Source organism: Amycolatopsis sp. FDAARGOS 1241 (assembly GCF_016889705.1).
Classification (GTDB): domain Bacteria; phylum Actinomycetota; class Actinomycetes; order Mycobacteriales; family Pseudonocardiaceae; genus Amycolatopsis.
The window spans coordinates 2,742,608-2,756,772 of record NZ_CP069526.1 but is presented as its reverse complement, the minus strand read 5'-3'; the positions used below and the strand labels follow the sequence as shown (position 1 = coordinate 2,756,772).

The following is a 14,165-nucleotide window of genomic DNA, read 5'->3' as shown; positions in this document are numbered from 1 at the left end:
GATCCACCCGTCTGCTATGCAGCCACCTCACGCGGGCATGGGCATCACGAGGACGACGTCGTCCGACGGCTTCCCGGTGGGCGAACCACCGGCCTGTTCGACGCTGATGGCTACCGGGTTCGGCGACGATCCTGTCGCCGATCGCCATGACCTACCCGCTCGCGCACGGCACCGGCAAGCCGAAGCCGGAGAAGAGCCTCACCCGCAACCGGCCCGGCTACGCGGCCTACGTGGAGCGCACGAGCGGGTTCGTGCCGCTGCCGCCGAAGCGGCTCACTCGCCGGTGAGCCCGTCGGTCAGCTCGCGCAGCAGGTCGAGGTGCCCGAGGTGGCGGGCGGTCTCCTCGATCATGTGCGTGACGACCCAGCGCACGGTGAGCGGCCGCGCGCCCTTGAACAGCACGGTGTCGGTGAACTCGCGCGCTTGCACGACCTCGCGGCAGCGTGCGGTCTCGGCCTCGTAGGCGGCGATGAGCTGCTCGATCGGGGTCTCGAGCGCGACGCGGAACTCGGCGTCGCGGTCGAGTGCCAGCGCTTCGTCCCACTCGTCGGGCCGGCCGTCGAGGACCACGCGGAACCAGTAGGCCTCGACGAGCGTGAGGTGCGAGAGCAGCCCGGCGATCGTGGTCAGCTCGCTGGGCACGTGCGTGCGGCGGGCCTGTTCGTCGGTGAGGCCGCTGCACTTCCAGGCGACACTCGCACGCAGGAAGTCGAGGAAGCCGGTGAGCTGGGTGCGCTCGTCGGCGTTCATCGGCGGGTCGGGGCGTACGGGCTGAGTGGTCACGGAGTGCAGCCTGCCGCACCGGGCAAACTTTTTTTCACACTAGCTTGCACACAACTTAATTGCGCACTACGTTGAGATTCAGACGTTCCGAAAACCGCGGAAGAACCACCTCTAGGAGGCAGTTGTGCCCAGCCGTGACGCCACCACCCACTGGACCGGCGGATTGCAGAAGGGCAAGGGCGAGGTCACGCTCGACTCGTCCAACGCCGGCACGTTCGACGTGTCGTTCCCGACCCGCGCCGGCAGCCCCGACGGCCAGACCAGCCCGGAAGAGCTCATCGCCGCCGCCCACTCCTCGTGCCTCGCGATGAACCTGTCCGGCGTGCTGGAAGCCCAGAAGCTCGAGGCGGACTTCATCGACGTCTCCGCGGAGGTCACCCTCGGCCCGGCCCAGGGCGGCGGCTTCGAGATCAGCGGCATCGCCATCACCCTGCGCGCCAAGCTCGACGGCGTCACGCCCGAGCAGTTCGCGGAGTTCGCCGAGACGGCCGAGAAGACCTGCCCGGTCTCCAAGGCCCTCGCCGGGACCACGATCACCCTGGACGCGGCGCTCGCCTGAGCCCCGGCGCGCTCCACCGAAGGCCGCTCCGGATCGCCCCGAGGCGGCCTTCAAACTGTCCACCGTGGATGGATCGGGCTCCGGAAAAGCCGGACAGCACGGGTGAAAGGCGGCGGGTCGTCCCCGGATCGGGGGTCGCGCAGATCACCCCCGAACCGGGCGGACCCGCGGTGACCGGCTGTTAGACTCGGGTACCGGTTCATCCGGTTTCCGAGAACGAGGTGTCCGTGGCCCAGCCCGAAGCCGTGACCCCGTCACCCGCCGCACAGCAGCAGCAACAGACGCCACCCGCGTGGCTCGTGCTGTTGCTGGCCGTCTCATGTGGACTCACGGTCGCGAACCTCTACTACGCCCAGCCGTTGCTCAACGAGCTGCGCGAGGCGTTCGGCGTGGGCGAGGCCGCCGCGGGCGGTGTGGTCACCGCCACCCAGATCGGTTACGCGGCGGGCATGCTGCTGATCGTCCCGCTGGGCGACCGCGTGGAGAACCGCAGCCTCGTCTCACTGCTGCTGGCCATCACGTGCGCGGGGCTCGTCGCGACGGGCCTCGCGCCGCAGTTTTCCGTGCTGCTGATCGCGTCGCTGATCGCCGGGTCGACGTCGGTGGTGGTGCAGATCCTCATCCCGCTCACCGCGGACCTGTCCCCCGACCACGCGCGCGGGCGCATCGTGGGGCGCGTGATGAGCGGGCTGCTGTTCGGCATCCTGCTCTCGCGCGTCGCGGCGAGCCTGCTCGCCGGAGTCACGAGCTGGCGCGTCGTCTTCCTGATCTCGGCCGGGCTGATGGCCGTGCTCGCCGTGGCGCTGCGGTTCGGTCTCCCACGCCGAGCTCCGAAAACCTCCGTCCACTATGGAGAACTGCTGCGCTCGACGCTGCGGCTCGCCCGCGACCACCCGGCGCTGCGCCGCCGCGCGCTGTACCAGGCCGCCATGTTCGGGGTGTTCAGCGCGTTCTGGACGACGATCGCGTTCGTGCTCACCTCCGCGCCGTTCCACTACTCACAACTGGGCGTCGGTCTCTTCGCGCTCGTCGGTGCGGCCGGGGCCGCGATCGCGCCACTGGCCGGGCGCTGGGCCGACCACGGCCACGGCCGCGTGGCCACCGGCGCGGCGTTCCTGCTGTGCGCGGCCTCGTTCGCGATCGGCGGGTTCGGGTCGCACAGCGTGATCCTGCTGGCCGTGGCCGCCGTCGCCCTCGACATGGCGGTGCAGACGACGATGGTGTCGGGCCAGCACGTGATCTACGCGCTCGACCCCACCGCCCGCGCCCGTGTGAACAGCATCTACCTCGCCACGTTCTTCGTGGGCGGCGCGCTCGGGTCGGAGATCGGCTCGGTCGCCTACCACCTGGGCGGGTGGCCGGCCGTGTCGGTGTTCGGCGCCGCGATCCCGCTGATCACGCTGCTGTGGTGGACCACCGAACGACGCGCGGCCGACCACTGACTCAGGAGAACGCGCGCGTGTGCGCCGCCGCCCACTCCGCGTAGGTCACGCCACGGCGGCCGAGCAGCTCCTCCGTGACGCCCGTCGGCTCCTGCGGGTCCGCTTCCGCGGCCGCGAACCCGTCGAGCAGCCAGCCGGCGATCTCGGCGGGCATTCCCAGGTCGACCCACTCGGCGTGCTGCTGCCCGCGCGTGAGCTCGACGAACGGCACGTCCTTCCCCAGCGCCCGCGCGATGGTCGCCGCCATCTCTTCCAGCGTGAGCGCTTCCGGTCCACTGAGGACATACGTGCGCCCGCTGTGCCCGTCCGTCGTGAACACGTGCGCGGCGACGGCCGCGATGTCGGCGAGATCGATCGGTGTCTGCGTCGCCTTCGCATGCGCCGAGCGGATTTCCCCGTGTGTGCGCACGGAATGCGCCCAGCCGAGCGAGTTCATCATGAACACGCCCGGGCGCAGGAACGTCCGTTCGAACCCCGCCTGCTGCACCGCCGCCTCGACCGCCGCGAACTCCGGGCCGCTCGACCCCGCGGTCTCGTCCCCGACGCTGCTGCCCGACAGCGCCACCACCCGCCGCACCCCGGCGTCGGCGGCCAGTTCGCAGAACCGCGCGACCGTGCGCGCCATCGGCGCCAGGTACACCTGCTCGATCCCCGCCAGCGCCGCCGGCAGCGTCGCGGGCCGTGCGAGCGACCCGACGACCACGTCGACGCCGTCGGGCAGCTTCGCGCGCGCCGGATCCTTGGTCAGCGCCCGCACCGGCACGCCCCGCGCCAGCAACTCGTCGACCACGAGCCGCCCGACGTTGCCGGTCGCGCCCGTCACCAGGACCGTCATGTCACCCCCACTTTCCTCGTATGGCGTACGGAGATAAAACAGCGTACAGTATACGGAGAAGTGCGCGCCAGGAAGAACGTCAGGACGAGATCGTCGGCAGCTCGGGTGCCGACACGTCGTAGACCTTGCCCTTCTGGGTGAGCAGGGCGGCCAGGACCTTCGCCTTGCGGTCGGTCTTGTCGGCATCGCCCCAGCGGACGATCTTGCCGTCGGTCAAGGTGAACTGCACGCTGGCCGGGGTCTGCGCCGTGGCCGAGGTAACCTGTTTGCGCAGCTCCGCGGGGATCACACCGAGCACCGCGGTGACCGCGCGGGTCACCGGGTCGTCGACCGAGACCTTCGGGAGCTTGAGCTCCGGGAGCCCTACCGGGCGCGCGGTGACGGTCTTGAAGACCACACCGCCGCCGTCGACGAGGTGAACGCCGTCACCACCGGGGCCGCTGTCGAAGAAGGCGATGGCCGTGCGTTCGGTCACCGAGATCTCGACGGTGTTGGGCCACGAGCGGGACACGTCCACGGTCGCGACGTCCGGCACCCGGGCCACGCGGTCGCGGATGCCGTCGACGTCCAGCAGCAGCATCGGTTTGCCGACCGGCACGGCCGCGACACCGCGGAGCTGGTCGGCGGACACGGTTTTCGCGCCCAGCACCGACACTTCCTTCACCCCGAGCAGCGAGCTGAAGAACAGGAGGTACCCCAGCGCCACGATCGTGACCACCGACAGCAGCGCGACCCAGCGGCGCCGGATCTCCTTCTTCCGCATCGGCCGCCCGCGCAGGGCCGACGTGCGCGTCGTGCGGCTCGACCGGGTGCGGCGGCGCTCCTCCTCCGAGCGCCGCCCCCGCCGAGCCCGTGCCAGGGCAGCCCGGTCCCGCTCGTCCTCGGCCGAGGACGAGCGGCGGCGCTCCCTGGTCGACGTCATGCGCCCGCGGTCCGCCGGTCGAGCTCGGCCAGGATCTCCGGACCCAGCTGCGTCACGTCACCCGCGCCCATGGTCACCACGAGGTCACCCGGCTTTACGAGGCCGGCCACGAGGCCGGCTGCGACGTCGAACGCCGGCTGGTAGTGCACGGGGCTCGTCACGCGGTCGGCGATCAGCGCGCCGGTCACGCCCGGCACCGGCTCCTCGCGGGCGCCGTACACGTCGAGCACCACGACCGCGTCGGCCAGCGAGAGCGCCTCGGCGAACTCCGCGGCGAAGCTCTGCGTGCGCGAGTACAGGTGCGGCTGGAACACCACGAGCACCCGGCCCGCGCCGGCGGCCGTGCGCACGGCCTTGAGCTGCGCCGCCACCTCGGTGGGGTGGTGGGCGTAGTCGTCGTAGACGCGCACGTCGCCGGAGCGGCCCTTGAACTCGAACCGGCGGCGCACGCCGCCGAACGCGGCCAGCCCCTCGGCCAGCCCGTCGACCGGCGCACCCAGCTCGACGCCGGCGAGCAGCGCCGCGACCGCGTTGAGCGCCATGTGCTCCCCTGGCACCGCGACGCGCAGGTCGAGCTCGTCAGCCCCGCCGGAACCGCCGAGAGCGATGCGCACTACACCGCCGTCCGGCGCGGGCTTGTAGTCGAGCACGCGCACGTCTTCCTCGCCGGTGGCCGTGCGGCCGTAACGGCGCACGCGCACCCCGCCGGCCGCGGCCTGGTCGCCCAGCGCGGCGGCACCCGGGTCGTCGGCGCACACCACGAGCAGGCCACCCGGCTGCAGGCGCCCGACGAACTCCGTGAACACCTTCACGTACGCCTCGGCGGTGCCGTGGTGGTCCAGGTGGTCGGGCTCGACGTTGGTCACCACGGCGACCGACGGCGAGTACGTGAGGAAGGAGCCGTCGCTCTCGTCGGCCTCCGCGACGAAGATCCCGCCCTCGCCGTGGTGGGCGTTGGCGCCCGACTCGTTGAGGTCACCGCCGATCGCGAACGACGGGTCGAGCCGGCAGTGCTGCAGCGCCACGGTGAGCATCGACGTGGTCGACGTCTTGCCGTGCGTGCCGGCGATGCAGGCCACGCGGTGCCCCGCCATCAGCCCGGCCAGCGCCTGGGCGCGGTGCAGCACCGGGATGTTCCGCGCACGGGCCGCGGCGAACTCCGGGTTGGACTCCTTGATCGCCGTGGACACCACGACGGCCGACGGCGCCTCGGCGAGCGCGTCGAGGTTCTCCGCGCGCTGGCCCACGAACAGCTCGGCGCCCTGGGCGCGCAGCGACAGCAGCGCCCGCGACTCCTTGGCGTCCGAACCGGACACGGCCGCCCCGCGGGCGAGGAGGATGCGCGCGATGCCGGACATCCCGGCACCCCCGATGCCGATCAGGTGCGCGCGGCGCAGTGGTTCGGGCAGCTCAAGCACCGGCGGCCTCCAGCACGATCTTGGCGAGCGTCTCGTCGGCCTCGCGGTGTCCCATGCCCACGGCGGCCGCGCTCATCTTCGCGACCCGGTCGGCGTCGGTCACCAGCGGCACCACGAGCTCGGCCACCTTGGCCGGGGTGAGCTCGGCGTCGGGCACCAGGTAGGCGGCGCCGGCATCGACGGCCGGCTGCGCGTTGACGGCCTGCTCGCCGTTGCCGTGCGGCAGCGGCACGAACACGGCGGGCAGCCCGACGGCGGACACCTCGGCGGCGGTCATCGCACCGGAGCGGCACAGCACCACGTCCGCAGCGGCGTACGCGAGGTCCATGCGCTCGAGGTACGGCACCGGCACGTACGCCGGCTTGCCGGGGAACTCCTGGACAACGAGCGTGTTCTTCGGGCCGTGGGCGTGCAGCACGCCGACGCCGGCCTCGGCCAGCTCCTTTGCGGCGCCCGACACGGCGGTGTTGATCGACTGCGCGCCCTGCGAGCCGCCGAACACCAGCAGCGTGGGGGCGTCGGGGTCGAGGTCGAAGTGCTTGCGGGCCTCGGCGCGCAGCGCGGCGCGGTCGAGCGACGTGATCGACCGGCGCAGCGGGATCCCGACGACCTCGGCCTTCGGCAGCGGCGTGCCCGGCACGGCCACGGCCACGCGCGCGGCGAACCGCGCCCCCACCTTGTTGGCCAGGCCCGGCGACTTGTTCGCCTCGTGCACCACGATCGGCGTGCGGCCGCGCGCGGCCAGGTACGCCGGCAGCGCGACGTAACCACCGAAGCCGACCACCACGTCGGCACCGACGCGATCGAGCACGTCGCGGGTACGGCGCACGGAATCGCGGACCTTCAGCGGCAGGCGCAGCAGCTCGGGCGTCGGCTTGCGCGGCAGCGGCACCGGCGGGATGAGCTCCAGCGGGTAACCGCGGGCGGGCACCAGCTTGTTCTCCAGGCCGCGCTCCGTGCCGAGCGCGATCACCTTCGCGTCGGGGCGCAGCCGCACGACAGCGTCGGCCAGGGCGAGCGCGGGTTCGATGTGTCCTGCCGTGCCACCTCCGGCGACGACCACCACGGGCACCTTGCCTGAGGGGGATCGCTCGGCTCCCTTGACGGGCTTACTCACCAATGACCTCTCCGGTTCGCGGTGCCCCTGGCACCGCGGTTCGCTGTTGTCCGCGCCGAGCTCGTCCGGGCGGCGCTGCTGCGCCGCACCGGTTGCCGGACCGACCTGCGGCGCTCTTGCGCCGGTGCGGGCCGGGCCGCGCGTGGCGCGGGCCGGGCCGCCTTGGCCCCCGCGCCGGTCCCCCGGCCGGCCTGGCCCTTGCGGGTCGTGGGCGGACGGTACGGGTCGGGCGCGGGCAACCTCAGCAGGCGTCCGAATTTACCCGGGCCTTGCGAGCGCAGTGCGGCCACCGCCTCCGGTTCGTGCCGGGCGGCGTTGGCGAGCACCCCCATGATGAGCATCGTGATGAGCAACGACGTTCCGCCGTAGGAGATCAACGGCAGCGTGACACCTGTGACGGGCAGGAGGCCGACGACGTACCCGATGTTGATGGCCGCCTGCGCGACCAGGAACATCGTCAGCGTGCCCGCCACGATCCGGATCCACGGGTCGATGTTGCGCGTCGCGATCCGCAAGCCCACAACGGCAACCCCGGCGAACAGGGCGAGCACGACGACGCAGCCCACGAACCCGAGCTCCTCGCCGACGAGGGCGAAGATGAAGTCGTTCTGCACGTTGGGCAGGTAACCCCAGTTGGACGCGCCCTGGCCGAGGCCCTTGCCGAACAGGCCGCCGTCGGCGAGCGCGAGCTTCGCCTGGTTGGCCTGGTAACCGGCGGAGCTGAGATCGGCGTCCGGCGACAGGAACGACAGCACGCGGGTGAGCCGGTAGGGCGCGATGATCGCCAGCACCAGGACGCCGGCGAGACCACCCGCCAAGATCACCCCGAAGAGCCGCTTCGGCGCGCCGGCGAACCACAGCAGCGCCAGCAGCACCACCGCGAGCGTGATCGTGCCGCCCAGGTCGGGCTGCAGCATGACCAGGGCGAACATCACGAGCGCGACCGGGACGACCGGCACGAGCAGGTGGCGCCACTGGTGGATCACGTTGTACTTGATCACGAGAATGTGCGCGCCCCAGAACGCCAGGGCGACCTTCGCGGCCTCCACCGGCTGGAACGTGAACACGCCCAGTTTGAACCAGCCCTGCGAGCCGTTCACGGTCGAACCCAGCGGCGTGAGCACCAGCATCAGCAGGCCGAGGCAGATCACGACCATGGTCGCCGACATGCGCCGGATGCGCTCGAGCTTGATCCGCAGGCCGACCCAGAACACCACCGAGCCGATCGCCACGAACAGGAGCTGCCGGTAGAACAGGGAGTACACGCCGCTGCCGGTGGTCGGGTCGTAGGACGCGACAGACGACGCGGACAGCACCATCACGATGCCGATCACCGTGAGCACCCCGGTGAGGGCGAGCACCAAGTGGAACGACGCCAGCGGCCGCGAGAGCCACGCCGTGAGCGCCGTGCGGAACGCCACGAACGGGCTTACCTTGCGTTCCCGCCGAGACCTCGGCGGCCGCTCCGGCCGGTCCTGGGTCTGCTTCTCGTCAACTACCGTCATCCGCCGCCCCCGCCGCGCCACCCGCCAGGACCCGCACCGCCGCGGCGAACGCGTCGCCGCGCTCGCCGTAGTCGCGGAACATGTCCAACGAGGCGGCGGCGGGTGCGAGCAGCACCACGTCACCAGGTCGAGCCATCGCGCTGGCCGCATCCACCGCCGCAGTCATGGGTTCATGGTCACCCGGACGGAGGCGGTTCACGGGGACATCCGGCGCGTGTCGCGCGACAGCGGCAGCGATCACGGGTGAATCGACTCCGAGTAGCACAACTCCGCGCAGCCGGCCGGCGATCGACGCCACGAGTTCGTCGACGGAAGCGCCCTTGAGCTGCCCGCCGGCGATCCACACGATGCTCTCGTGCGAGTGCAGCGAACCGGCCGCGGCGTGGGGATTGGTGGCCTTCGAGTCGTTGACGTAGCGCACGCCGGAGACCTCGGCGATCTCCTGCGCGCGGTGCGGCGCGGGCCGGTATTCGCGCAGCCCGCGCAGCACGGCTTCGGGCCCGACGCCGTGGGCGCGCGCGAGCGCGGCGGCCGCCAGCGCGTTGGCGATGTTGTGCGGACCGGCGGGGCGGACGTCGGCGACCGTCGCCAGTTCCTCCGCGCTGGTCGCCGGATCGGCGACGAAAGCACGGTCCACGAGGAGGTCCTCGACCAGGCCCAGCTCACCGGCGTACGGCGTGTCGAGGCGGAACCCGACGCGGCGGGCGCCCCCGGGCGCGTGCTCCTCGGCGATGCGGGTGGACCACGGGTCGTCGGCGTTGTGCACGACCACGCGCGAGCGCTCGTGGACGCGTCCCTTGGCCGCCGCGTACTCCACCATCGAGCCGTGCCAGTCGATGTGGTCCTCGGCGAGGTTGAGCACCACCGACGCGTCGGGCGCGACGGTCGAGGACCAGTGCAGCTGGAAGCTGGACAGCTCCACGGCCAGCACCGCGTGGCCGGCCCGCACCGCGTCGAGCACCGCGTAGCCGACGTTGCCGCAGGCCACCGCGTCGACGCCGCCGGCGCGCAGCATCGACTCGAGCATGCCGACGGTGGTGGTCTTGCCGTTGGTACCGGTGATCGCCAGCCACGACGGCGGCCGTTCGCGCAGCTGCCCGACGCGCCAGGCCAGTTCGACGTCGCCGATCACCTCGATGCCGGCCGCGGCCGCCGCCGCCAGCAGCGGCGACGTGGGGCGCCAGCCGGGGCTCGTGACCACGAGCGCGGTGCCGGGCGGCGGCTCGCTCAGCTCCGGAACCAGCTCGGCCCCCAGCCCCTGCAGCTGCGCCAGTCGATCGGCGTTGCCGTCGGTGACCGTGACGTGCGCGCCCAGCTCCCGCAGGACCGGGACCACCGACTTGCCCGTGACCCCGGCGCCGGCGACGAGGACGCTGCGGCCCTCGAGCACGAGTGCCCTGTCTTCCCTGCCGGTCAAGGCCTCAGCTCCCGACGCCGAGCTGCTCGCTGTAGAACAGCCCCAGCCCGAACATGCAGCAGATCGCCGACAGCAGCCAGAACCGGATGATCACCGTGGTTTCCGCCCACCCGGCGAGCTCGAAGTGGTGGTGGAAGGGCGCCATCCGGAAGAGCCTTCGCCGGGTCGTGCGGAACACCGCGATCTGGGTGACCACCGAGATCATCTCGACCATGAACAGGCCGCCGATCACGATGGCGAGCAGTTCGGTGCGGGTGGTCATCGACAGGCCGGCGACGAGCCCGCCGAGGGCGAGCGAACCGGTGTCGCCCATGAAGATCTTGGCGGGCGCGGCGTTCCACCAGAGGAAGCCGACGCACGCACCCGTCGCGGCGGCGGCCACCACCGCGAGGTCGAGCGGGTCGCGGACGTCGTAGCAGGCGGCCGCGGGGCCGTCGGCGCAGGACAGGCGCGCCTGCCAGAACGAGATGACCACGTAGGTCGCGAGCACCATTGCCGCCGCGCCACCGGCCAGGCCGTCGAGGCCGTCGGTGAAGTTCACCGCGTTCGACCACCCGGAGATGACCACGTAGCAGAAGATCACGAACACGACCGACGGGAACGTGATCAGCGTGAGGTCGCGCACGTACGACAGGCTCTGCGACGCCGGCGTCAGCCCGTGCTCGTCGGCGAACTGCAGCGACAGCACCGCGAACAGGACCGTGACCACGAGCTGGCCGACGAGCTTGGCCGTCTTGTTCAGGCCAAGGTTGCGCTGCTTGCGGATCTTGATGAAGTCGTCGAGGAACCCGACGACGCCCAGCCCCACGGCCAGCATCAGCACCAGCAGGCCGGAGGCCGACGGCGCCGAACTGTGGGAGCCGCCGAGCCAGCTGATCAGGTGCGCGACGAAGTAGCCGACGACCATCGCGATGATGATCGCCACGCCACCCATGGTCGGGGTGCCGCGCTTGGACTTGTGACCCTGCGGGCCTTCTTCGCGGATCTCCTGCCCGAAGCCCTGCCGGGAGAAGACCCGGATCAGGTAGGGCGTGAGCAGGATGGAGACCAGCAGGCCCGCCGCGGCCGCGATCAGGATGTTGATCACGCGTGACCACCGTTCGAGCGTTCAGAGGACGGGGAGGGGGATTCTGAGACTTCTTCGGCGCCGGTGAGCAGCGCCTCGGCCACCCGCCAGAGCCCGGCGGCGTTGGAGGCCTTGACCAGCACGACGTCCCCGGGACGGAGCTGATCATGCAGCAGGGCCACGGCGGCCTCGCCATCGGGTACCTGCAGCGACTCCTCGTTCCAGGAACCCTCCTGGGAGGCGCCCTGGTGCATCGGCGCGGCCTCGTCGCCGACGACGACCAGCTTGTCGATGTTGAGGCGTACTACCAGGCGGCCGATCGAGTCGTGCTCGCTCACGGAGTCGGCGCCGAGTTCGCCCATCACGCCGAGCACGGCCCACGCCCGGCGACCGGTCCGGCGCATCGATGCGAGCGCCTTCAGAGCGGCTCGCACCGACTCGGGGTTGGCGTTGTAGGCGTCGTTGAGGACCGTGACGCCGTCCGGGCGGGTGGTGACGGCCATGCGGTGGGCCGAGCGGCGCTCGAGGGCGGACAGCCGCTGCGCGACCTCGTCCGGCGTCGCGCCCAGCTCCAGCGCGATCGCGGCGGCCGACAGGGCGTTGCCCACGTGGTGCTCGCCGTGCAGCGGCAGCGTGACCTGCGCTTCGCCGGCGGGTGTGAGCAGCCGGAACGACGCGCGGGCCTCGTCGTCCAGGCGGATGTCGACCGCGCGGACCTGCGCCGACGCGCTCTCCCCGACCCCGACCACGCGCGCGGTGGTGCGGCTCGCCATGGCGGCGACCAGCGGGTCGTCGAAGTTCAGCACGGCGACGCCGCCCGCGTCGGCGTCCGGGAGCGCTTCGACGAGCTCGCCCTTGGCTTTCGCGATGGCTTCCCGCGAGCCGAACTCGCCGACGTGCGCGCTGCCGACGTTGAGCACGGCCCCGATGCGCGGCGGTGTGACCGCCGCGGCCTCGGCGATGTGCCCCGGCCCGCGCGCGGACATCTCCAGCACGAGGTACTTCGTGTCGGGGCCGGCGCGCAGCGCGGTCCACGGGTGGCCCAGCTCGCTGTTGAACGAGCCGGGCGGCGCGACCGTGGGGCCCATCGGCTCCAGCAGCTGCGCGATCACGTCCTTGGTCGAGGTCTTGCCCGACGAGCCGGTGAGGGCCACGACCGTCAGGCCTTCGGCCGCGAGGCGGCCGACGACGAACCGCGCCAGCTTCGCGAGCGCGGCCAGCACGGCGGCGCCGGATCCGTCCTTGTCACCGGCCAGCGCGACCGACCGCTCGTGGGCCTGGCCCGCCGGCAGTGGCGGCACGACGATCGCGGGGGCGTCGACCTCGCGGCCGGCCAGCACCGCGACGGCGCCGGACGCGACCGCCTGCGCGGCGAAGTCGTGCCCGTCGACGCGCTCGCCGGGCAGGGCGACGAACAGGCTGCCGGGCCCGGCTTTGCGCGTGTCGAACTCGACACTGCCGGTGACGGCCGCGGAGCCGTCGCTCCGGTGCAGCCGGCCACCGACGACGTCGGCGATCTCGGCCAGGCTGAGCTCGATCACGCACTCACCTCGAGATGCTTGCGGATGGCGGCCTCGAGCTCGTCGCGGTCGGAGAACGGGTGCACGACACCCTGGGCCTCCTGACCGGTCTCGTGGCCCTTGCCGGCGATGAACACGATGTCCCCCGCGCGGGCGAGCGACACGGCGTGGGTGATGGCCTCGCGGCGGTCGCCGATCTCCACGACCTCGCCGCCGTGGGAGGGTCCCACGCCCCTCGCGCCCTGGAGCATCGCGGCACGGATCGCGGCCGGGTCCTCGGAGCGCGGGTTGTCGTCGGTCACGATCAGCACGTCGCTGCGGCGCACGGCCTCCTCGCCCATCATCGGGCGCTTGGCCGTGTCGCGATCGCCACCGCAGCCGAGGACGGTGATGATCCGGCCCTCGGTGCGCGCGCGCAGCGCGTCGAGCCCCTGCGCGACGGCCGCGGGTTTGTGCGCGTAGTCGACGACGGCGGTGAAGTCCTGGCCCAGGTACACGCGCTCCATCCGGCCCGGCACCTCGACGGCCGCCAGGCCCGTCACGATGTCGGCGGGCGCGACCCCGGCGCTGCCGAGGATCGCGGCGGCGAGCACGGCGTTGGCGACGTTGAACGTGCCCGGCAACGGGATCTTCGCGGCGAGCGCGAGACCGTCCGGGCCGTGCAGCGTGAAGGTCTGCTCCCCCGCCGGCGTCGGCTCGATGTCGGAGGCGCGCCACGCGGCGTCGGTGCCCGGTTCGATCGACACGGTCACCGTCTGCGGGGTGAGCAGAGCCCGGCCCCACGCGCTGTCCACGACCACGACCTCGGTGGTCGAGCGGCCGTCGAACAGCAGCGACTTGGCGGCGAAGTACTCCTCCATGTCGTGGTGGAAATCGAGGTGGTCCTGCGACAGGTTCGTGAACGCGCCCACCGCGAACCGCGTGCCGTTGACGCGGCCGAGCGCCAGCGCGTGGCTCGACACCTCCATCGGCACGTGGGTCACGCCGCGCTCGAGCATCACCGCGAGCAGCGCCTGCAGGTCCGGCGCCTCCGGCGTGGTGAAGCCGCTGACGAGCCGCTCGCCCGCGATCCGGGTCTCGACCGTGCCGATCAGTCCCGTCGTCAGCCCGGCGGCGCGCAGCCCCGAGTCGACCAGGTACGAGGTCGTGGTCTTGCCCGACGTGCCGGTGACCCCCAGCACGGACAGGTGCAGCGACGGCTCGCCGTAGATCCACGCGGCGATCTCGCCCAGCGCGGCGCGCGGGTCGGGGTGCACGAGGACGGGGATGCCGGCGTCGCGCAGCGCGGGCCGCTCGGCGCCCGCGGCGTCGGTGAGCACGGCGGCCGCGCCGGCGGCCACGGCCTGGTCGCTGAAATCGGCGCCGTGGGCGCGCGCGCCGGGCAACCCGGCGAACAGGTCGCCCGGCAGCACGTGCTGCGCACGCAGCGTGGTCCCGGTGACGGTGAGGTCGGCGGCCTCGGGGGACTCGGCGATGAGCCGGGCGCCCGCACGGGCGAGCAGAGTGGCCAGCGGGACCGGGTCGATCCGGGCCGGGCGGGGCGGTGCGGCGACCGCCTTCGCCGGGCTTTCCGGCAGCGAC

13 protein-coding genes are annotated in these 14,165 nt (G+C 72.3%); 3 read left to right on the top strand and 10 right to left on the bottom strand.

The window, feature by feature from the left end:
* The first annotated feature begins 146 nt into the window (after window positions 1–146).
* Window positions 147–287, top strand: coding sequence for a hypothetical protein (locus tag I6J71_RS13685; protein ID WP_370542133.1), 141 nt, complete (start codon window positions 147–149; stop codon window positions 285–287).
* On the opposite strand, the gene I6J71_RS13680 is transcribed toward I6J71_RS13685, so the two are convergent.
* Window positions 274–783, bottom strand: a complete 510-nt coding sequence (locus tag I6J71_RS13680; RefSeq protein WP_204095055.1) for a DinB family protein — start codon at window positions 781–783, stop codon at window positions 274–276. The two genes, I6J71_RS13685 and I6J71_RS13680, sit on opposite strands and share 14 nt — an antisense overlap.
* Window positions 784–907: 124 nt before the next feature.
* Here I6J71_RS13680 and I6J71_RS13675 point away from each other — a divergent pair, with 124 nt between their 5' ends.
* Together I6J71_RS13675 and I6J71_RS13670 are read left to right on the top strand one after the other, a co-directional pair.
* Window positions 908–1,342, top strand: coding sequence for an OsmC family peroxiredoxin (locus I6J71_RS13675; RefSeq protein WP_204095054.1), 435 nt, complete (start codon window positions 908–910; stop codon window positions 1,340–1,342).
* Window positions 1,343–1,569: 227 nt separating this feature from the next.
* Window positions 1,570–2,784: an MFS transporter gene (locus I6J71_RS13670; protein ID WP_239154790.1), complete on the top strand. Its 1,215-nt coding sequence runs from the start codon at window positions 1,570–1,572 to the stop codon at window positions 2,782–2,784.
* Window position 2,785: 1 nt separating this feature from the next.
* Here the strand turns inward: I6J71_RS13670 and I6J71_RS13665 are convergent, their stop codons facing one another.
* The 9 genes from I6J71_RS13665 to I6J71_RS13625 all read right to left on the bottom strand — a co-directional run bounded on the left by I6J71_RS13665 (window position 2,786) and on the right by I6J71_RS13625 (window position 14,161).
* Window positions 2,786–3,619: an NAD(P)H-binding protein gene (locus I6J71_RS13665; protein WP_204095053.1), complete on the bottom strand. Its 834-nt coding sequence runs from the start codon at window positions 3,617–3,619 to the stop codon at window positions 2,786–2,788.
* 79 nt (window positions 3,620–3,698) lie between these two features.
* On the bottom strand, window positions 3,699–4,541 hold the full coding sequence (locus I6J71_RS13660) for a cell division protein FtsQ/DivIB (protein ID WP_204095052.1): 843 nt from the start codon (window positions 4,539–4,541) through the stop codon (window positions 3,699–3,701).
* Complete coding sequence (gene murC / locus I6J71_RS13655; RefSeq protein ID WP_370542209.1) at window positions 4,538–5,899, bottom strand: UDP-N-acetylmuramate--L-alanine ligase; 1,362 nt, start codon at window positions 5,897–5,899, stop codon at window positions 4,538–4,540. The genes I6J71_RS13660 and murC overlap by 4 nt, the downstream gene beginning before the upstream one ends.
* A 52-nt stretch (window positions 5,900–5,951) precedes the next feature.
* Window positions 5,952–7,076: an undecaprenyldiphospho-muramoylpentapeptide beta-N-acetylglucosaminyltransferase gene (gene murG / locus I6J71_RS13650; protein ID WP_204095050.1), complete on the bottom strand. Its 1,125-nt coding sequence runs from the start codon at window positions 7,074–7,076 to the stop codon at window positions 5,952–5,954.
* On the bottom strand, window positions 7,073–8,581 hold the full coding sequence (ftsW, locus tag I6J71_RS13645; RefSeq protein WP_204095049.1) for a putative lipid II flippase FtsW: 1,509 nt from the start codon (window positions 8,579–8,581) through the stop codon (window positions 7,073–7,075). Before ftsW ends, murG begins: the two co-directional genes overlap by 4 nt.
* The gene (murD, locus tag I6J71_RS13640) at window positions 8,568–9,971 is read right to left on the bottom strand and encodes a UDP-N-acetylmuramoyl-L-alanine--D-glutamate ligase (protein WP_239155350.1); all 1,404 of its coding nucleotides are present in this window, start codon (window positions 9,969–9,971) and stop codon (window positions 8,568–8,570) included. The genes ftsW and murD overlap by 14 nt, the downstream gene beginning before the upstream one ends.
* A 31-nt stretch (window positions 9,972–10,002) precedes the next feature.
* Window positions 10,003–11,085, bottom strand: coding sequence for a phospho-N-acetylmuramoyl-pentapeptide-transferase (mraY, locus tag I6J71_RS13635; RefSeq protein WP_204095047.1), 1,083 nt, complete (start codon window positions 11,083–11,085; stop codon window positions 10,003–10,005).
* Window positions 11,082–12,605, bottom strand: coding sequence for a UDP-N-acetylmuramoyl-tripeptide--D-alanyl-D-alanine ligase (murF, locus tag I6J71_RS13630; RefSeq protein WP_204095046.1), 1,524 nt, complete (start codon window positions 12,603–12,605; stop codon window positions 11,082–11,084). Before murF ends, mraY begins: the two co-directional genes overlap by 4 nt.
* Window positions 12,602–14,161, bottom strand: a complete 1,560-nt coding sequence (locus tag I6J71_RS13625; RefSeq protein ID WP_204097038.1) for a UDP-N-acetylmuramoyl-L-alanyl-D-glutamate--2,6-diaminopimelate ligase — start codon at window positions 14,159–14,161, stop codon at window positions 12,602–12,604. Before I6J71_RS13625 ends, murF begins: the two co-directional genes overlap by 4 nt.
* Between the last annotated feature and the right edge of the window lie 4 nt (window positions 14,162–14,165).